Consider the following 21,679-nt stretch of genomic DNA (forward strand, 5'->3'; position numbering starts at 1 on the left):
GATCTTACTGCTTTACGAATCGGGTTGAATACTGATGACTCCTGGTTTCTAGCTGAATGAAGTACATGCCTGCTGGTAATGACCGTACATCCACCGACTGCACACTGGCATTTGACATCGTTTTTTCTATTACGATAGAACCAGCTTGATTGCGTATTTGCATCGTAATGGGTTCGAGGGGTAAACGACTAAACCAAAGGGCTTCAGTTACTGGATTTGGATACATAATCCATTCAACAGGAAGAGAAGAAGATGCATTTACCAATGGGGCAGGCGATGCAATCGTATTTGACCAGGGAGATGTCAGGTTCGATTGAACGGCCCTTACTCGATAGTGATACAGCAAACCAGATCGTAAGCCTCGATCGCTATACGTTGTTGTGTTTGCAGCCAGTTCGGCCACTCGTCTCCAGATTACCTGCCCATCTATCGACTGCCAAACTTCAAAGCCAGTTTCAGTTGATGAGGCATCATTCCATTTTAAGTTTAATTGATTATAGACAGGTGATCCAGTTTCAAATTGCAGATTAGTGGGTGCAGGCAAGCCCGTTTGCGACACTGGCAAACTTACACAGACTTCATTAGTCCAATTTGAATAACCGACTGCATTTTTGGCTCGAATCAAATAACAACATCGATTCGTAGTTGGCGTTATAGCCTGATCGAGGTAACGTTTCAGATCGGTTCCGGTAATAGTTTCTATACTCTCTGTACGTTCTATTTCAGCTCCGGCGTCATTCTGCCGGATTCGGATTAACGTAAGTTGAATTTCGCTGTATCCTTTGGCATCCCAGGTCAATTCAATCTGATTTCCCGAAATTAATCGGGCAACCAGATTGGTTGGGGTTAGCGGTACAGTCAGCGTTGTAGTCGAACTTGTTAGCCAACTAGATTTAGCGTCTCCGTTTACAGCTCGTACCCGAATATAATACGTTATACCTGGCTCCAACCCTATTAATGAGTACCTAACCACCCCGGCTGCCAATGTATACGATTGAGTAATTGTAGTAAATACTGCTTCTGTACTATACTGTAATTCATAACCTGTTTCGTTCGTCGCATTATCCTGCCAGCCTACATTAATCTGTGTACCGCTGACAGCCATGGCGGTAAGAGCAGTAGGGGCAGCCAACGTTATTACAGAAGGCTCTGTTGTTTTGGCACTGTCACTTACCCATCCCTGGTCACCCGCGCAGTTTCTGGCTTTCAGGCGAAACCAGTAGGTCGTGGCTGAATTTAGACCAACCAGCATTTCGCTTCGACTAGTTTTAAGAAGTTCGCGTTTGGTGCTATTGAGATAGCTGCTGTTACTGGCAAATTCCAACTCAAAACTCTCTTCGGTATTGGTAGTATATTTCCAGCTAAGGTTGATCTGCGAGGAGCTGACAACCGTACTGGTCAACGATATTGGTTTGGTTGGTAAAACAGGCTTCAACTCGATTTGGCCAGTGTTCCATGGAGAGTAGTCAGCCCCCTTAACGGCTGCTATTCGTACATAATAGGTCTGGCAGGATTGCAGATCCGTAATTGTATAATTCGTTGTGTTGGTGCTTACTGAAACGGAAGTAGGATTGGAGAATCCAGCATTGCCAGCATACTCAATCATAAACCCAGTTTCGTTTTCCGACATATCCGTCCAGTTGATGGCTATCTGCTTACCATCTGGCGTTCCAGTCAGTTTCAGGTTGGTTGGGGCTATCGGTAATGTCGGCTTTACAGGCAGTGTAGTAGCCTCTAGATAGACCCAGTCAGAAGCCAGCGGTGTCGAGGGTACGCTATTATTCGATGCCCGAAGGCGAAAATAATAACGAGTATTTGCCTGTAGACTGCTGATGGTGACGGTTGTTCCGGTCACTTGTAGTGTTTGCCCACTCAATCCATTGGTAAAATTCTGATCAAGCGCATATTGTAACTCAAGAAACGTTGCGTTACTACCCGCATTATTCAGATAATCGACCCGAATTTGCGCACTCGATAGTACTGTCAGCGTGTAAGTTGGCGCGGCTGGTATAGCAGGTATGGAAATCGATTTACTTTCCGATAATGTACTTCCCCCATTGTTGCTTGCATTGATCCGATACGAGTAGGTTTTACCGGTCTTTACAGTACGATCCTGATAGGTAGTCAGGGGAGCGTTTACGTTAGCGAGTTCAACAAATCCGCCCGTTCCCTCAGCCCGTTGCACTTCGAAAGCCGTAGCCCCACCCCCATCTGTCCAACTGACATCTACCTGATTAATCGAAATCAACGCTAACTGCACATTAGTAGGTGCATTTGGGGCTTTGGGTAGTACTGTAAGGCAGGCTTCGTTTGAATAGCCGGAGTTGCCTGCTGAATTAACAGCCCGTACCCGATAACAGTACATACTGCCATTAGTCAGCTTACTATCTAAAAAAGTACCCGTTCCACTAAATGGCCCTGATGTATAGATTCGGGAAAATGCCCCATTGTTGTCCTTACGCTCAATCTCATACCCTGTTTCATAAGCTGTTTTATCCTCCCACGAAAGCAACGCGTTAGTACCATCAAGTGTAACCAGCAGTTTTCCTGGAGTTTCTGGAACCGGAAGTGGTGTTGCCACCTTGCCAAATCGTGCACAGGCCGAACCTGCACTATTGACGGCACAAACCTGGTAGTAATAGGTTTTCCCCGCCAATACCCCATTATCGATAAACGTTTTACTGTTGGCTGCAACCTCGCCTACTCCCACCCATGGACCATCTGACGATTGATCACTACGGCTGATGGTAAACTTGGTTTCATTAGTTGATTGGTCGTCCCATGTTACTTCTACTTGCGTAGGTGCTTTTGCCACAGCTTTCAGATTCGCTGGTGCCTCAGGCAGCGTGTTATCCGTTGTGGCCAATACCGTTCCCGACCAATCGGACCAGTAATCGGTTTTATTGATCGTATTTTTGGCTCGTATCTGTATATAATAGGTATGACCCGATAGCAGTTTATCGAATGTATGCGTGATTTTATCGGCTCCCAAATCGGCCGATACGACTCCCTTTGCGAAATCCTGTACATCCGATTGGCGAATCTGATACCCTTCCACGCCACTAACACTATTCCACCGAACGCCTATGGTACTGGTTGTTTTGCCTGTTACGCTCAAACCACTTGGCACATCAGGGGAAGCATCCTGTGTTTTAGCCTGTGCGGTCACCCAATCCGATTCAAGCAAGATTTCACTCTCCAGATACGACTTCTTCAATCGGAAATAATATAGGGTAGCGGGGTCCAGAGCATCAATCGTGTTAGTGTTACTGGAAGCCTCAAAGGATTTCCGGGTTACATTGCTGAAGTTCGCCGTTTTGCTGTATTCAAGTACTGTAGGCTTATCGCTTTTCCAGCTCAACTTGATCTGGGTAGGCGAGGTAGTCGTCGCTTCAAAACCTGTTGGCGTTTCTGGTTTCGGCAATGAGTTGGTCGTCGCTTCGGCACTGGCATAGGTAGGTGACAGTTTCGATTTGTATTCGGCCTGAATTCGATAGTAATACTTCGTACCGGGCTGTAGCTTTGTATCACTATGCGACCGAGCTGTAGCCTCTTTTTCAGCAAGATTACTAAACGACCTATTGTCGGTAGATCGCAAAATCACAAATTTCTCAACCGTAACCCCATTATGGGTCCAGACTAGGTCAATCTGGCTAGTCGAAATTGCTTTGGCTGAAAAAGCGGTTGGTGCTACCTGGGCAGAGACAGATAGACTCAGTACACCAATCAGCATCAGCGTTAGATACAGGCGTTTCATGATGGATCGTATTTATTTTGACAGTAAGCTCAACCCGCTCGTCGGTTGACTTTGAACAGCAGCAGCTACACGAAACTGATTTGAAAAATAGGCCGGCCCATCAGACCGAAATACGCGTATCGACTGACCGTTAAGCAAATACGTAGTCGTGGATTTGCCTTCAACCAGCATGATATAATGCACATCCCTGATGGTTCTTTTATCGGAAGAAAGCCGTCCGATTATAACCACCCGATTGGTGTAAGATAAATTGTTGGTAGTACCGGTTAAGGCCATGCAGATTCTGAACACATCATCGTGGCCACTTACCTCAGTCCAGAGCGAGTTGCCGCTCAAAATCAAATTCGGGTTGCTCGCATCATCATACTGCTTGATATCCACTTTTAGCTTCCCGTCTGGGTAGGTGAACCGAAGCCGTAGTTTGCCAAAATGCTCATCAAGGTAGATTTTATCCTGGCTCCGATTAGATGAATGCAGGACTGGAGTAAACTCAAAAACGCTACCATTGATAAACCCTGGCGGGTTAGTTCCGTCGCCATCGGCCAGTGCAGTAAATCCACTTAATTGTTTTTTGGCAACCTGATCTATAATTACCTGCGGAATGCAGGTTCCGGGAGGTGGTGGAGCGTTTGACGCAGTGGTTGAATCCGGAATTTGTCCACCATTACAAAGTACGCCCTGGAATACCGTACTCGTTCCTTGCGGTATCACAATTTTTCCGTCTGTAAATAGCGAATTGTTAAAGCTATCATCAGGAAGCGACCACTTACTCGGAATTTTGTCAACTCGTTTCAGCAGCAGTATGGTTGCCAGCGAAAGATTCTGCTTATTTTCTTTGATATACTGCTCGACTTCCTCTTTTAACGAGGAGAGCAGTGTAATTTCAAACGTGGCTTTCGGTTCGAGCTCGATGTAGTTGGACATAGATACCCCATTGCCACTTGTCGAGCAGGTATATTTAGCCCCGTAGCATATACCCAGAATCATTACAATATTTGTAGGCGCTGAAAATAATTTGATGGCAAAAAAATTAAGCTGCCCAATATTGATTTTGATCGTTGGCGTTAGGCAGATTTTGAAATCGAGTTCAATGGTTCCTTGATTGAGGACGATCCACTCACCCTCCTGTGAAGGCAGCGGCTCAATATCTCTGGGGGCAGCATCGCCATCCCTATATTCCTTTCCCCATCGAAATCGAATCGTTTTGTCTGCAATTTTGCCGTCAGCTTTTATAGTGCCTTTTGCAGACAAGTTGAGAGGGAGCTCAAACTGACCGGCAATATTGATAAACAGGCCACTTTCACCTACTGGTATATTTATTTCACCTAAGTCGAAAGGCGGTATCAGGGGAACTGGAACATCAACATTGATCTCACCTTCTAACTTTGTAGTCGCCTTAAAGCTATCTTCAAGAGCAAAGCTGAAACCCAGATAATTCATTCGCTGTAATTCAGGGTTGTCCGGATTTTGCGCATTGCCATAATCAATATCAAATGTAAACTCTGCTTTTAGTTGGTTTTCGAACGATAGTTTACCATTCTGGGAAGCATTAACTTTAATACCTTTATCATCAACTACTTTAATGGCCGATTTATTAATCTCAATGTCCTGCTTTTGATTAGTAGTGATGTAATTTCTTTTGACAAATAATTTTAAGTATTTAAAAAGCCCGGTCGGCCCTGTCAACGGAGGGAATTTAGAACTGTAATAAAGAGTAGTAATAACCCCGTTGTTTGCGTCGCGAATACAGTTTGCATCCTGCGAAAGGGCTACGGCTGGCAACCCTGTCAACCCCGAAAAACCAACTATCTTATTAGCAGTCAGAATATTACCAGGACAGTCGTTGGCAGCCACCCGCCCACCTCGTAAATCCACCCGATTTTTAAATCGTATATCTCCTTTCAATACAATTTGATTTTCTGTAACAGAAAGAATCTCTACACTCGAACTATCAATAACAAAAACATTATCATTCAGTACCGGATTACCGACTATTGTTACGGTTGCATCTTGACTACGATAGGTCACTGGCTCTGGATCCAGATTCGCAACCCGACATTCCTGATGAAGGCCCATCAAGCTAAGAGCCAGGGCAATGGCAACTAGTTTTCGCATGGCTGTGGATGGTTAAGGGATATGAACGATTATTCCTTCACTCAGTCGGCTTTGCTTTCCGGATGCCAGTACCGTTTTGGCTACATAGGCATAACGGCCCTGGGGCAGAGACGTATCGTAGATATCCGACCGGCTCGATTCGGCGGCACCCACTTGTACGAGTGGACCGTTGTTCTGACTACGGTAAATGACGATGCGATAGGGTGCGGGGCTCTTTACCGTCCAGGTCAGGTAAGTAGCTTTTCGAGCTTCGTCGTAACGAGCCTGTATCACAGGCATATCGACAGGATAAACCGACCCCATGGGCCGCCCCGTTCGGCTCGGCGAACGCTCCGACTCAAGACCACTGTTGTCTACGACCTGTACAGAATACGCATAAGAGCGCCCTTCCTGCACATTTTTGTCGAGGTATTCACGGGTCGATAACGCATTCCGATTAAACGTTTGTACCAAAACCCAGTTCCCATTTATCTCGCGTCGGTAGAGCCGATAAGCTGCTACATCCTCACTTGGGCTGGTTTGCCAGCGTACCAGCACGTCGGTTTCGCGATTAACGATCTCGGTTACTAAAGGAGCCACTGGCCGTACGACATCTGGCCGATTTACTACTAACGGCTTTGAGAAAGCAGAATGGTTATAATGTTGATCGACAGCCACAACGCGGTAAAAGATTTGCCTGGTCAGCGTTCGCAGCGTAATGGTATCCCGGAATACACTGTCTGTCAGGGTGTAGTGTGTACGCTGCGAAAAGGCTTGATCGGGATTGTGGGCATAAAATACTTTGTAGCCCTGTATATCCCGCTCTGCGTTCCGGCGCCAGCGTAATGTAACATAACCGACTCCTTTTACCGTATCAACCCTGGCAATAAGGCCCGTTGGCGGATCAGGCGGAATACTGTCGCCCATGGTTACATAAGCGGGTATCGATGGGTGTTCATTTCCCGCTGTATCTACTGCTACAACGATATAGTGGTTTGTTCCGTTGGGGTCAGCGTCGAAATCAGTGAACGTACGCTCTGTTTTAGGAAGCAAGGTTAGGCCATTCCGTATCAACAGACGTTTGTAACTTCCGCGTAATGCATTAGCCCGGCTTACATAAAAGCCCCGCAGATCGCCTTCGACAGGTTCCTGTTTCCAACTTAGCCGTACACGTTTTCCACCAATATGACGTGCCGTTTCGACAAGAGGAGCAGCAGGCGGAGTCAGATCACGACCCATTCCCAAAATCACATAAGGACTGGTGATCCATTCACCAAAAGGGTTCATACCAACCAGTCGATACGAATAGGGCCGGTAATTGGTCGATACTGAATCTTGAAAGTTCATGACTGGTACCGACGCATCAGTATAGAGCAAAGGTGATTTCGTTAGCCGATGAAACGTTTTTCCATCGTCCGAGCGCTCAAGATGATACAGTACAAACTGTCGACTAATAAGTCGAGCTGGCCAGGATAACAGAACAGTCCGCTCCTGCCCTTCGGCTGTAAGCTGTGGAGGCACAGGTTGTTCAGATGGCCGATAGGTAGAAATTGTTACTATGGCGGTATCGGCATAACGTTTCTGAGCCACAGGGAGGAGCGGATATATCCGATAAACATACTGTTTGTTCCGTCGGGCCGATGGATCAATTAAACCAAGCCCAAGGCTTCGGGCAGTCTGATGCGACCGAAAAGCAGCTAATGAAACCATCAGATGCTGAAATGATTGATGATTGGCATCCTGGCTACCCGTCCTGTCCGTTCCAGTGGGCTTGGCATTGGCAAGAGCCTGTTGAGCGGCCAATGCACCTACGTCGGTAGTCGGGTTGATCGACGACGGCAATAGCGGGCTGGCCGTTACGGGTGTAAACGGAGTTAATTGATTGTTAATCCGTTCTGCTCGTTCGATACGATACCCATACTGGCTATAAAGCTGCCAACGGGCCGGGCGAACAGGCATCCACAAAAGCCGAACCGTATCGGCGCGATACTGATGCCAGGTTGCTAGTTGAACTACGGGCAGTTTCAGTTGTGATGGTCTTGCCTGCGTCGGCCTGTGCTGAGCAAGAATACCCTTCGATAAAAGGCATACAAAGAGCAATAAACGATAAGTATATTGAGCGTACATCATAAATGCTGATGATTTTTATCTGATTGTATTTACGGTAGTAGCCGCCCGATTTATAGTAGTAGCTGCCCGACTAACCGTTTGTTGAGTAGTAACTATAGCCTGATTAAGGCGCTGTTGAGCATTCTCGTAACCTTCGTAATTGATGGTCAATGGCGTTGCGGTAAGGCCATCACGTTTATTGTAGACATTGATTCCGTCGGTAACCTTAACCCAATATTCCAGGCTAGGATAACTATAGGTCAGTCGAACCGTGTAGTTTTCGGCAGGCGGGTCGACCAACTCAATGCCAACCTCCTGAGCAACTTCTCGTAGATACTGATTAAACTCGAAGCCTACTATCAAGCGATTGTTACTTGTCCGGAAACTAACCCGTGGCAGCAAGGCAGGATCATTGCCCAGTATTTGCAAACTATTTTCGATAATGACTCTACGAGACAGATTTTCGGAAGTGCTACCACTCTGATTGACAAGCTGCGCCTTTTTCTGTTGAAACAGCGTACGAACTTGCTGGTACCAGGGGGTATTGATTAGGACTCTGGCTTCAATAGCCGGTTGAAGCCAATCTCGACCATCGCTTATGAGTGGGTTACCAGGCCCGATATCGATGGAATCCCAGCCCTCGTCCGATGAAAAAATTGATGTCATACTCCAGTCACCGTTTGATCGAAAAGGGCTTACACGAGTGGCTGCTATTTTCTCGGCAAACGTGCTGTATTTACTGGTACAGAAGCCGTATTCGTAAATTCGTATAGCCTTTTCCTGTAAAGTTGGAGACGAGTTACCGGTAACAGTCTGTCCATTTACTCCGAGCCCTTGCACCGTGTTGACTAACCCTGCCCGTTGAACGATCAATCGAGGAGTCGCTATTTTCCAGAACTCCAATCGTAAGGCCCGGCTCGTGGGTAATTGGGGTAATTTAAACACCAGCGCTCCCCGGTTATTGGGCATAGATCGTACTTCGAAAGAAACCTCACCTATCAGCGTTTCGCCATCCTTAATTCGTACCACATTTTTTACTGTATATTGACTGCTATGTAGATCGGCAAATAGCTGCCTTATCTCAAAATGGGTGTGATTCAGCATCACAAACCGCTCATCATTACTACCCTCGTTGGGCAGATAGAACTGTTGTCCAGCAGCCGGATAACTAAAAAGTACCTCCGCAGCCGATATGTGGTAATCCGTTTCGCGTATTGTGAGCGATACGATCTGTTCATTATAAAATTCGGTATCACGCCAGTCGTCACGACCGGGACCTGTTTTATCCTGTACGACAAACCGAACTTTGAACCTGACGAGTCCACCCGCAATCAGACGTTGATTGGCGTCGGGCGCAAATACATATTCATTTTCGCTAAGACGCTCCGTAACGGTAAGTGGAATTGCTGAACCATTAGCACGAGAAAGTGTATAGGATTTTAGCAACCACCGGCGTCTGATAACCTGTTGATTTCGAGGATTGTACCACTCAAAGTATTGGTAAATAGGCTTATTGAGCCGAACAATGATAGGTTGGCCACTTTCGATAGAATCGCCAGGCATAACCTGCGCAATGATCGGATCAGTACCAGCGCTACGATTTTCGTCGATTGCTCCCGGACTGCATGGAGTTCCTGCCTTAAAAGGGAATTGCGTTACGGCAGGTGTTCCATCACTGTTTTCATCATCTAAAACGGCATCAACGGCTAAGCCCAATCCCCAAAAAATACCGTAAGCTGCGTTTTGGATAGTGCTATTGGTAAGCTCTATTTTACCATCGATCCAGCTTGGATTAGGCCCACCAAAGTCAGCTATAAACATCGCATTGACTCTAACAATGTCATACAGGTTATCATTAAAATTAAACTGAAGCGAGCCATCAGCATAGGCAAATGCCTGCCCACGCCCATAGAAGTTGTTGATTCCAAAAGTTCCTCCCGATCCAACGCACGAAGCAGCACCGGTATAGCGTAACAAAGCCGCATCAAAGCCTGCACTTACGTTCACTCCGGCACGGAATCCCAAAAACCAGTCGGTCTGGAAACCCCCGCCAATCCAGCCACCAAACGCAATGCCTCCGTGTGTCAGACTAGGGTCGGGACGACCACCCCTCGTACGATTCAACTCGGCCCGAATGTCGGGCGGTATTTTGAAATAATTGCCTTTATCGGGTGGTAGCGGAGGCAATCCATATAGGCCGTAGCTTCCCATGGCAAAATACATACCAGCACTACCCAATCCTACATCGATACCAGGTATCATCAGGCTCACTTCCGAATAAAGGGGCATACTCTGGAGTAATCCACCGGGGTCACCATGATTGGTTGGTGACCAGGGGTTTCCATTGAAAATATACCAATCGTCGGCACCCAGATATAACGCTACCTTACCGGCCAGAAAAGGCTCATTCGATGCGGCAGGTTGCCCTTCTATAGCTACTGTGCTGGCAGAACCAACCAGTACATTGGCTACATTGATGTACACCCGAGCAGTACCCGTCAGTTTTTTATTAACAATGTCATACATCAACCCCAGTTTTCCACGCAGCATCATCCCATCGTTGATTACCGAAAGAAAGGCGGTCTGGGGTGGTTTAATAAAGTCCATAAACCCACCTACAGCCAGAGAGTTAACCCCGCCATGGGTATTTATACTTGCCGACATTCCCATACCTCCATTGAAACCCCAGCCTCCTGCTGCCACATCTGCGCATGTCAAACCGAACATTACCTGCATAGCCCCTTCCCTGGGGACAAGCGGAAAAGCACTTAGTGGGCTACTGGAATTACAAGACCCTGCACTAGCAAAACGGTCGACCACCGCATCAATTGGTGGCAGATTGGGGTTGTTGGCACGTAAGGCCATATTGAGTGAAAGCCCTCCGATAAAACCCGTAATTTTCAGGTATTGCCCTAGCATAAGCTGTAATCCACCCAGGTAGCCATCTATCGAAAAGTAGGTATATCGTTGGGTTGGATCGTCGGACCGAAGGGCTTTGCCAAAAATAGCACCTACACTTCCTTCTACGTTCAGGCCTACACCTAGCTTGAAGGCAACACACCCCCGAAAACCATTGCCATACGTCGCATCATTTTCAATAAATTCCAGACTGCCCGATACATGGCAAACGCTTACGTCAACGTTAATCCGAATCGCTTTGAGTGCCAGTTGAATACTATCTATCCGGGGAGAGCCGTTGGTCAGCGACACTTTACCCGTCAGTTCAAGCGTTGTACCAGCTCCAAAGCCCCAGCTCTCGTTGCTTGTTTGTTGTCCATTGCACCCTCCTACCAGCATTACGTCAATAGCAAACTGCAAACCACAGCGAGCTCCTCCGACAGCATCGAATTTCCCATCGAACAACGGAGCAATCTGGCTGATTTCAACATTGAACCCATTGAATTTATGACCGCATTCGTTTCGCTGGGGGGCGGCATTGGCAGTATTACCCACAGCAGACGTTAGAGAAACGACAAACGAGCTTTTGTCGAAACCCGTGTCCGAATCATATTTTAGCCCCGTGAATGACAGTGCCTGAAAGCTCACATCCTTCTCTGGGTCTTCGATGGTCCAGTTTCCATTCAGATTGGCCACCAACCTCGCCTTTAGTGTCGTATTGGGGTAGTTTTTTGGGGTAAATGAGCACTCAATTGTAGAGCCCGCTGTCAATGAAAACCTGGATTTGAATGCTGCCGCCCGGATAGATACCCGCTCATCAACCAGCACATCAATCTGAAGTTTACGGGTAGGGTCGGTTGCACTCACCGTTGGGAAATAGGCCCGATAGCTAAAAGGGTCATCAAATAGCGGAAAGCGCAGCTTACCCACCAACGCAGGTGGCTGAAACTGATTATTTTCCATACTCATCCGCAATGTATCGATGGAAAACTGCCACCCTGCCAAACTTCCTGCTGAATCACCCTCAAGTTGTAGCAGATTGGCCATGTAAGCAGTAAAAGATACACCCCCATTGAAACCTATTTTCATCCCTTTGAATCCGGCCGTAAGCGAATGGCGGGATAGTGATTGCAGGGCTACCGGAAGACCCACGCTTACGTTACCGGCATATAGCCCCGTCCAGGTATTAATTTCAGCCGCGCTATTACCTGGGCGTTCGGCAGCAGTCAGAACCATCGTTTCAGGATTACGGCTCGACGACAGATCAAGCGCAACATCGGATAACGAAAACGTCCAGGAAGAGTCGGCCGTGAAGAAAAAAGGAGTTACGTTTGCCGACAATAATACATCCTGAAAATTACGGAATGAAGCTCCGAACGTAGCTTTTACAAACTGATTGTCTGCTGATGTGGCTGGCGAATTAGCTATTTGACGGCTAACCGGACGAATAAAATCATACTTGAGGGTAACTTCACCGACCAGATTGATGCGTTGAAATGTCCAGTTACAGCCAAGAGAAATACTGGTTGATCTATTCGAAACACTACTGGAGGTCATACTGGTTTCCGTACCCTTAAAGGCCAGCTCATAGTTAGCATTCGATTCGATTGTCAGATCGCTACCGAGATAAAACGTAGTGCTATCGGCCGATAATCCTTTGGGAGACAAACACACCTGTTTAGCACCAAAATATAAGGGCTGGAGATCGCCCATACGCGGTGTTTGCAGAATCAGATTAATATGGGCTCTGTCGGGCAGAAACGTCATACCGAATACCCCTACTCGGAGGGGGTCGTCGCCAACCTGGGTAGCTATACCAAAAGGAAGACTAATAGCCTCATCGCTGGTAAGCTGATCCAGAAACCGACTGGCACTTTGTAGTCCATCGAACACATCGCGAACAACGGGCAACGTACTGTAATCGATTCGAACATGCACTGCATCACCAAATGAGGCCCGAATCTCCCCAGGAATGAAACCCGCATCTTCGATAGCTTCGGCCTGCCCACCAACAGCCGTCAGCAGACCATTGATTCGACGAATTTCAAGGTTTGTAAAGCGTACGCGCACACGGCCCATTAGCCCATTATTACTAATTTTTATACTTCCCTCCCCGCTGTATTTTCCACCAGTGGGGAGTACATTGCCGTTTACCTTAATTCGGAAATACCCCATCTTGATCCGTGTTTCGTCGGCTAAAGGCTGGCTATATGCTTCTCCCTGTGTAGTGGCTACTGTAGCCGAGGTAGAACAGGCGCAGTCGGGGATTACGGCATCAAAATCATTGTCTGGATTAACTACTGCGACAGACTGATCGTCAACTAACGCTCGCCCATATACGAACACACAAACGGGGCTAAATCCTTTGTTGGGAAGATCGACCTGCTGCCCCATCTGGTTTTCGACCCGCACTGAAACCCCATAGCGATAGCCGAGCTGTAGCCCTGCCGTTATACCCTGACGTGGTGCGAAATGTTGTGGCAGTAAGTTTTCCTGAAACCAATATCCAACAATAGCTCCCGTAAATTCTTTTCGAACAACTATATCCGATGCGTCGGGGTTGTCCTGCAAAGCCTGTAATACCTGATTGGCATCACGCGTATCGTTTGGTAGCAATTCAACAACGTAGAGTGTAAACTTATAATTGCCATTGACCACCTGCCCGGGGGGGACCATCCAGTCCCAGGAAATGGGCAATTGCCAGGCAGTTAAAGCCGGATCAAAGGGTTGTAATGTATCAGGGCAGGGTACATTATTGATCGACCTCAATTGGGGAGACACCCAGGCATTAAAATCAAGAAATACGGAATTGCAAGTACGAATATCAATCAATTGCTGGTTCAGATTAACCGGAATGGTAGTAACGCAGAGTTCATACCGACCATCTGGTATAATCGTTTCAGGGTTATTAGCATAAAACTCAACCAGCGTTTTTTCCTGCCCATCCTGAAGCGTAACCGTGAATTGACTGACCGACAACTGAGCGACCAACTCCTCGGCCGTTTTCTGCACAAATTCGTTTGGCGACAGTGTAAGCGGAAGAACATCCTGATTGGATCGAATAGAAAAAGAGCTTGTCGAATGTTTTAATACAACCTGAAACTTTACGTCGATCTGTTGATTTGTTCGATTTCGTATAGTAGTGGTTACCTCATTGAATGCCCGTTGCACATCTACCAACAACGCCCGATAGGCACTTGGAGGTGGACTAACGCTCACATCAACCAATTGCTGGGCATGCCCGGAAATACCAATCAGGCAAAGCAGAAGCCCCATGAGGTACTGTTTGTAAAGACGGATCATGGAATAAGTGTTTTAGAAGCTGATTCCGTAAAGCAGATTACCACGTAATTCGGCGAAAGTCCGAAACTGGAGCCCGTCGGCCTGGAACCCATACTGGTTGTAGACATAAAATCCATTAACTGTCAGGTTCTGTTTCCCCTGTCGAATGGCAACACTTAGTCCGGTACTGATGAATTGTCCATCGGCCTGTCCATTGGCGGTACGTTTCTGATTAGAATGATTGAGTGTTGTTCGTAACTTACCATTGAACCACTGACGGCCCAGGTTGAGTGCTATGCCTACATTAGCGATGTTCCGTCCATACGATTCAATTGCCACATAACTACCCGAAACAGTAGCATTGATATGTTGAACAGGCCAGGTAAGATTGTAGGTTAAAGAGGCCAAATCAGATGATGCCGCCGTATATTGCCGCGTATATTGATTTTGATCATTCGTATTCTGATACGTACCAGACAAGGTTAGCCCATGACTCATTTGCCGGCTACTGAGTCGGTAAGCAACACTACCCGTATACGACGCATTAATTACACTAACCGCCAGTGAGTCGTTGAACGCATCACCAAATCCTCGAAACTGTCCCAACCCAAAGTTCGAATAACCTAGATTGACCTGTAGGGCAGGAGCAGGAATAAAACTTAGAGCAGCACTTCCAACGGTTCGATGGGTTGTAAAGCCTCGCAGTCCGCTGAGGTTATCGCGCGATACACCGTACGAACCACTCAAATTCAAGCGTCCCGCTAAAAACGAATAGCGAGGATTGATCGTAATCTGCTCCAGGTCATTCTGAAAGAAATAAGAACCTAGCGATTGATAGTCAGGATCGATACGCTGATAAACTAACCCAATGCCGCCTTGTCGTAACTGATAATTGGCAGCAACCTGCCCAGCTGTAAAAAAAGCCGTCGATTCATTAATCCATATCAGTTTATCAAGTCCCTGAATCGTAAATCTGGAATTGCCACGGCTCAGCAGGAGATTACGGGTAAGCAAACTGGCCCCAAGGTCAATGTCGAACGTAAGTTTATGTTTCCAGAAACCAAACTGACTATGGATACCAGCCGCTATATTTTCCATTGGCGTAACCAACGATTGACGTGAGGGAGCCTGAATAGACTTGACATCGTCTGTTGCTTTAAAGAAAGTCATATCCACATAGTCACCAGGCTTTCCATAACCTAGCTTCAGGGCATACCCTACTCTTCGGTACGTTGGCCGAACATACTGGCTACGTCCTTCAAGAGATACCGTATCTTCATTGACAGCCCGGTTGAATCGTCCGTATACTGCCCCAATTCGCCAACGGCCCGGCGTTAACTCTACGCCTGTACCCCAAAAATTAGCCCCGCCCAGCGTGTAGTTCGAGAACCGAATATTCCGATAGCCCAGATGTAACTTCGCCCATTTATAATAGGGGGATACACCGTACTGATTGAATGGTTGAGAAAACCGGCGTTCCTGCTCACTCACCACCAGCGAAAATGGCATAGCAACCCCATAGACGGTAATGATCGGCGATCCGGACAAATACCAAGATACTGGTTGACGCCTATTCGTAATACCGTTCGCCTGATAGAAGGTCAGACCTGCCGATAGGGATCCTCGTATACTAAAGGGTTTCTGCTGATGTAACCCTTGCAAGTTCTGCCCCTTTACATATAGGGAACTCCCCACAAAACAGACTGCCAGCAATAGAAGAGCCCGGATAATGTCTCTAATGAATGGTAAGAGCATGTGAAAAGGCAATTTTAATCTCTACATTTCTGCCGTTAGATTCGTATTAGGGCCCATGTAAGGCCTGAGCTTCTGTTACCCAATTGTCTTACTGGCAACTGGGTCCGTATTTGCCCGTTCGAGCTGGAATAAACTCTTTATTCCAGAGCAACACGTTCTGCTTCTCGTTTAGAGCCAGGTTCGAGTATGTGGTTTGCTGACCTTCTGGCGTCAGTACGAGTTGCACCTGACCGCTCGCTTCCTGCACACCCCAGGTACCCGTTTCAGTGACAGGGCCCTGATTATCGAAACTTGCCTGACCATAGTAGTTGTAATAACCACCTGGGCACAAGTCCATTTTTATCACGCGCGTAAAGCCACCGCTGTAGGACCGATACGTATGAAAATAATTCAGCCGAGTACCCGAAAGGATGCGTCGCCATTGTGAAACCACGTCCAATTCGGTACTGGCTTCACGATCATATACAACTAACTCGCCCCTATCAGCGCTGTCGCCCTGGGTGCAGTTAACAAAACACACAATACTGAACAGACCCAGAAGCCAGCTGGAAACGATTGCCTTACGAATAAGATTTGCGTTCATGGATATAGAGAATTTTAAATGATTGATGGAGAGTCGTGTCGATAGACCAGGAGATTGGCTACCAATTGTTGCATCAAAGTTCTCTACGTTTAGATCACGGCGCACCCACCAGATATGGTGGTATTTTTTTTTAGGTCACAAAAAAAGCCACTCGGTTGGGAGTGGCCTAGAACATGATGAGATCATGAAATCAATAGTCGTTTGGCAGGAAACGCAGTAAAGAAGCCCGTGTTGTGGCTAGTAGTAATAAAACGATTCCCCCTAACTGGCTCGTGTTGCGGAGCAAATACAACCGATAAAACTCTGTGGTATCTGTTCGGTATAGTTTTTCAAAAATAAATTCCAGAAAAAACTCTGCCAATGCAGGCATTAATAATCCCATACCAATCCAGAAATATGAATTTCTTTGCAACGATATTGTCACAGAAGTAGTCTGGTAAAAGCGATACAGAAACAGGGTGGTACTAGCGACCAAGAAACTGTTTTTTACTGTTGACGACAACGAATCGTAACCCTGGTAGCTTTTAAATACGAAAACCTGTATCAGCTCAAACAACACCAATCCATAAGCCAGAAACTGATAGGTTTTCTTTAACGATTCAGGCTTCAGTACATCCCTGAAAAATAAACTTAGAACAGCAAACTTGAGCACATAATCGATGGGTGAAAGAAAATTAAAATCCTGAATACCAATACGGCTCAAATAAGGAAAAATAACCTTCACGAACTGATACTGCCCACTCAGTAATATAAATCGAGCGAGCAGTTCTATGGCAACAAAAACCGCACTGGCATACACAAACCAGAAAAAATAAGGTGTAGCAGCTAGTAGGTATGTCCGCTGCTGATAGGCCAGATAAAACAGCACAAACGTATAAAAGCTGGTCAGCAAACCAGACTGATCAATCAATTTGGCCTGTTCACCTTCTTCTACAACCGCCAGATAGGGTGCAATCAGCGATAGAACAACGATTAGGCCCAGCACAAGCTGACCAATACGCTTCCTGCCACTTATACCTTCAGAACGTAACGTTAAAACGGGGTAGATGAGTCCGACGAATACTATAGCCAGAAACCCGAGTAAAGCATACCATTGCTCAAATGTTTTGTAACTCATTAGGCTTCATAGCTGGCCGGAATACGCGTAGGAAAATGGGTTTCTGTAGAGTTATGGTGTAGAAAGACAACAAATTGCCCACCGTCATATTGCCCCAGCCGACAAACACATTCCTGAATCTCTATGAGCGCCTGCCTGAAAGTAAGCAATGGGGCTTTGGTTTGAAACGAATTGACGGGTTTGTCCATGCCTAATAGTAGCGTCGGTCCTATCTGATGCTCATGTGCATTCGGAATAGCCGTATTGCCTGACAATGGAGTTATGTCAAGCCTAAATCGATCTGCAACTTCTGTACCCGAATGCTCACTCTTTATTATTCTAAACGCCAGCGTATGTACCTGGTTATCGAACATAAGCGGAGTTATGAGTATACCGTTATCATCAAGATTGCGAATAAATTCCTTGTGCCTGTCTTCTCGAGAGTAAGGATAGCCTCGAAGCGTATCTATAGGAGAAAAAAAATTATTGGCATTTTCCCATAAACTAGGCATGTTTTCATCTAACATCTCGCCCAAACATTCAAGTTTTTCTTTCATTGTTACCTATTTTTATTTTTTAGTCCTTCACACCAACTTGCCCTCAATAGCTTTTGCCACTGCCTCAGGGGCAGAGTTGACGTGTAATTTTTCGTAAATATTTTTCACATGCCAGTGTACTGTATGATAACTCAAACAGCAGGCATCGGCAATCATTTTATAGCTCATTCCTTTTACCATGCAGCCCAACACATCGCGTTCGCGGTCGGTCAGGGCTACATAGGTAGGCTGTGCCTGTACAAACTGATGCTGAAACATGGTCAGTACTTTGGCAGCAATAGTTGGCGACATATGCGCTCCCCCACCCGCAACATCCCGAATGGCCTGTAGCATTACATCAGGATCGGGGCTTTTCAGTACGTATCCTGAAGCTCCTCCGCAAATAGCTGCAAACACCTTATGTTCATCCTCAAACACGGTCTGCATCAACACTTTTGTGTCGGGATAAGCTAGTTTTATATTCTGCAGCGCTTCGATACCTGAAATACCCGGCATCTGAATATCCATCAGCACGACATCGGGTTTATGCTTTCGAATTTTGGCCACAGCCTCGTTAGCGTCGCCATAAGAGCCCGCCAGAAACACATCGTCCTGACTGGCCAAAAACAGGCTCAGGTTTTGCCGAAAACTTTTGTTATCCTCAAACAGTACGATACGAATCATGATCGTTTCGGAGTCATTCGTTTATTGACCAAAGGTCTGCTGGTTTTCGGTTTTTAACCCCCACCAATTCTGGCGGTTTCTTATAACTCGGGCACCACTATCGAAATTCGACAGCCACTACCAGACGACGTGTCAATGGTCAGTTCCATAAAACTTTCAGCAGCTCGGTTCCGAAAATTTATCAGACCGTTGCCATCGGTCTGTTGGCTCAAATTGAAGCCAATGCCATTATCGGCAATCAACCAATGAAGCCCGGTGCTCGAGCGAGAAATCAGCACTTGCACTTTGGTTGCCTGCGAATGTTTAGCAATATTATTGATGGCCTCTTTAAAAATCAAATACAGGTTCCGGCGCTGTTCCATGTTAATTTTCAGGCTTTTATCAAACGGTATCTGATTGTCGAACTGTAACGCAATATCCCGGGCAGTCAGTACCTGAAAGGCAAACGAACGCATTTTTTCGAATAGCTTATCGGGGGAATCGTTGTCGGGATTAATTGTCCAGACTGTATCACGAATGGTATGAATTGTTTCTTCCGAATCTGTTTTTATTGTGTCGAGCAACGCTACCACGTCGGCCTGAGTAACATTCATTTTTCGTTTAACCATGTTGGTTGCCATAGCGATGCTACTCAATGTAGCGCCAACTTCGTCGTGCAGATCAGCGGCAATTCGGTATCGTATCGACTGTACTTTAAGCTTCTGGCGGAAGTTATACAACATAAAAAAGTACATGGCTGCCCCCAGCAACAATACAGCATACACAAGTATAGCCGGAACGAACCACCACTCCTCCGTTAGCTCACGTTCTACCGAAACCCGCACCCGCACCTGGCCCACCACCTGATTACCTTGAAGCGTTCGCACCGCCAATACATATTCATTGCCATCCAAATTCGTGTAACGAGCAATAGGATACTGACTATAGATCCATTGACGATCAAACCCTTCCAGTTTATACTGATACATCCGTCCGGGTTTAGCCCGAAAAGTAAATGTTACGTCGTTAGCGAGCGCATCCAGCCGAATGGGTTGATTAGGTCTATAAGAGAGGGGCTTTCCATTAACTATTACACCCTGTACGGAAACCTGAGCACAAAGATTTCCGACAAGCAATACCATACATATCAATATGCCAAAACGTCCGTACCTTTTGCGCATAATCAGTCCATAACTACCCCAAAACCGGCAACTTATCATTAACAGGCACAAGTTTCCACACGTTGTCGCTCCGTTCCAGACGGTTTACGTCTACATTATGCTATACCGTCGGAACAAGTGGTTTCTGGTTGCCAACCAGTGGATTTTCGCTGCTAATAAACAGCCTGTTATGTCGAAAAACCAACAAACTTCAGTCATTCCTGCGAAAAGTTATGTCCACAAACAGGCTATTTATAAGTTCATTCGTCAGCAGATAGCGAGCAGGGTTATAGAATTCAGCCACAACAGTAGTCACATTATTTTTTATGGCTTCAACAATCGGGTAATCAAACAAAATGGCATTACGGCTAAAACTAAACCCGGCGACTTCCATAAAAAAACGACTCAAATTAGCTTCGAGTCGTAACAACAGACTGTTTTGTCAGATACCGGACTTCTGCAATCTCTAGTATCTAATTAGCCCCATACTTAGGAAAGCTGACTGGCAAAACGGGCGCTATCCCAGTTGATATCGACATGCGTAATACGGTCGGATGGATCGAAACGAAAAACAAAGACGTGATCGCTATTGAACGTATGGCCTTTGCTGGGGATACCCATAAACTCGTTGGCCTGCGTACCAAAAATAGTGACCTGACACGTAACCACATCACCTTCAGCGGTAATGGCATCAACTGTATTATCAATATTTGGGAAGCAATCCATAATCAATTGCCAGACGTTTTTACCAAACTCCCAGAAAGTTCCTTTCCCATCGTTGCCAAGCGGTATGAAATGAACGGTTGCATCGGGGGTAGCGAGATTAATCATTCGGGCGGTATCGAGATCACTATAAGCCTCGAAAAATGCCAGGCAAGCTCCTTTTCGGGTTAATTCAGCTACAGATTCCTGTTTTAGCGTTTCCATGATTATGAGAGGTGTTATGTTTTAAAATTAAAAATAGATAGGCTTCAGTCTTGCGGAACTATTTTCCAGCCGTTTCTTTCGGGTAGTTAGCGTGTGCTTTCACCTTGCGAATCTGACGTAAATGCCGATCGACATGGCCCCACTGGAAAATGTACACCTGGTGCATATTACGAGGGCTATCGGTCCCTGTCAACTCAAACTGCGCTCGCATATCAGCCTGGGTTTTTTCCACAAACGAAATCGTTTGGTTACGCAGCTTCAGGAAAAAAGTTAGATTGTTCTTACCCTCAATAAAACCTGTAGGCCGTGAGAAATCGGGCGATACATGCGGGGTATCTTCCATGATCCAGTCCGCATAATACTGATCAGGCTTACTGGTCTGATTTAGTTCGGGCTGCGGTTTACTACGGCTCCCCATACTCACTTCCCGAGCCCAGATTATTTCCCACAAAGCGAGGTGTTCCACAATTTCGCCGATACTCCACCGATCAGGCGACTCTTTGAAACGCCACTGCGCCGGACTCAGGTTTTCGGTTTCCTGTATGATCAGATCACGGGTTCGTTTGAGGTTATCAACCGTATATTGCCGATCGGCCTCAGTCCAGAGTTTTGTCGTTGTGGTAGTTTGTGCCCGCAATGGGCTGCTGAGCAGCGCTATAACCCAACCCAGGTAAGTGATTTGTCGGATGGTAAAAAAGTGTACCATTGTCCAGTAGTTCTTCATCGTATTGCTGTGTGATTGATGAGTCAAAACTACAGGGCTATTCCATGGCCTCATTGTAAAATTGCGACATTCTGCTGCCTGCCGCGAAGCGCTTC

The 21,679-nt window shown here is 46.4% G+C and carries 13 protein-coding genes; 1 reads left to right on the top strand and 12 read right to left on the bottom strand.

What is annotated here, in order from left to right; genetic code table 11:
* Window positions 1-4 precede the first annotated feature (4 nt).
* The 10 genes from B5M13_RS24490 to B5M13_RS24535 all read right to left on the bottom strand — a co-directional run bounded on the left by B5M13_RS24490 (window position 5) and on the right by B5M13_RS24535 (window position 19,915).
* Window positions 5-3,757 carry a fibronectin type III domain-containing protein gene (locus B5M13_RS24490; RefSeq protein WP_080058168.1) on the bottom strand — a complete coding sequence of 1,251 codons (3,753 nt, stop codon included), beginning with the start codon at window positions 3,755-3,757 and terminating at the stop codon, window positions 5-7.
* Between the two features lie 12 nt (window positions 3,758-3,769).
* A complete protein-coding gene (locus B5M13_RS24495) occupies window positions 3,770-5,872 on the bottom strand; it encodes a hypothetical protein (RefSeq protein ID WP_080058169.1) in 2,103 nt (700 codons plus the stop codon).
* A gap of 12 nt (window positions 5,873-5,884) precedes the next feature.
* Window positions 5,885-7,981, bottom strand: coding sequence for a fibronectin type III domain-containing protein (locus B5M13_RS24500; RefSeq protein ID WP_080058170.1), 2,097 nt, complete (start codon window positions 7,979-7,981; stop codon window positions 5,885-5,887).
* 15 nt (window positions 7,982-7,996) lie between these two features.
* Entirely contained in the window at window positions 7,997-14,161 is a 6,165-nt protein-coding gene (locus B5M13_RS24505; RefSeq protein ID WP_080058171.1) for a hypothetical protein, read from the bottom strand.
* A 12-nt stretch (window positions 14,162-14,173) separates the two neighbouring features.
* Window positions 14,174-15,688 carry a hypothetical protein gene (locus B5M13_RS24510; protein WP_080058172.1) on the bottom strand — a complete coding sequence of 505 codons (1,515 nt, stop codon included), beginning with the start codon at window positions 15,686-15,688 and terminating at the stop codon, window positions 14,174-14,176.
* A gap of 295 nt (window positions 15,689-15,983) precedes the next feature.
* Window positions 15,984-16,478, bottom strand: a complete 495-nt coding sequence (locus B5M13_RS24515; protein WP_080058173.1) for a hypothetical protein — start codon at window positions 16,476-16,478, stop codon at window positions 15,984-15,986.
* A gap of 190 nt (window positions 16,479-16,668) precedes the next feature.
* Window positions 16,669-17,595, bottom strand: coding sequence for a hypothetical protein (locus B5M13_RS24520; protein WP_080058174.1), 927 nt, complete (start codon window positions 17,593-17,595; stop codon window positions 16,669-16,671).
* Window positions 17,595-18,131 (bottom strand): hypothetical protein, encoded by a 537-nt coding sequence (locus B5M13_RS24525; RefSeq protein WP_080058175.1) that lies wholly within the window; start codon window positions 18,129-18,131, stop codon window positions 17,595-17,597. The genes B5M13_RS24520 and B5M13_RS24525 overlap by 1 nt, the downstream gene beginning before the upstream one ends.
* Window positions 18,132-18,158: 27 nt before the next feature.
* Window positions 18,159-18,794: a response regulator transcription factor gene (locus tag B5M13_RS24530; protein WP_080058176.1), complete on the bottom strand. Its 636-nt coding sequence runs from the start codon at window positions 18,792-18,794 to the stop codon at window positions 18,159-18,161.
* An 80-nt stretch (window positions 18,795-18,874) separates the two neighbouring features.
* Window positions 18,875-19,915, bottom strand: coding sequence for an ATP-binding protein (locus B5M13_RS24535; protein WP_170061188.1), 1,041 nt, complete (start codon window positions 19,913-19,915; stop codon window positions 18,875-18,877).
* A 136-nt stretch (window positions 19,916-20,051) separates the two neighbouring features.
* Between B5M13_RS24535 and B5M13_RS24540 the strand changes: the two genes are divergently transcribed.
* Window positions 20,052-20,360, top strand: coding sequence for a hypothetical protein (locus B5M13_RS24540; protein ID WP_080058178.1), 309 nt, complete (start codon window positions 20,052-20,054; stop codon window positions 20,358-20,360).
* 62 nt (window positions 20,361-20,422) lie between these two features.
* On the opposite strand, the gene B5M13_RS24545 is transcribed toward B5M13_RS24540, so the two are convergent.
* Both B5M13_RS24545 and B5M13_RS24550 read right to left on the bottom strand, forming a co-directional pair.
* Window positions 20,423-20,860 carry an ester cyclase gene (locus B5M13_RS24545; RefSeq protein WP_080058179.1) on the bottom strand — a complete coding sequence of 146 codons (438 nt, stop codon included), beginning with the start codon at window positions 20,858-20,860 and terminating at the stop codon, window positions 20,423-20,425.
* Between the two features lie 58 nt (window positions 20,861-20,918).
* Entirely contained in the window at window positions 20,919-21,584 is a 666-nt protein-coding gene (locus B5M13_RS24550; protein WP_080058180.1) for a DinB family protein, read from the bottom strand.
* Window positions 21,585-21,679: the final 95 nt, after the last annotated feature.

The organism is Spirosoma aerolatum (assembly GCF_002056795.1).
Taxonomy (GTDB): Bacteria; Bacteroidota; Bacteroidia; order Cytophagales; family Spirosomataceae; genus Spirosoma; species Spirosoma aerolatum.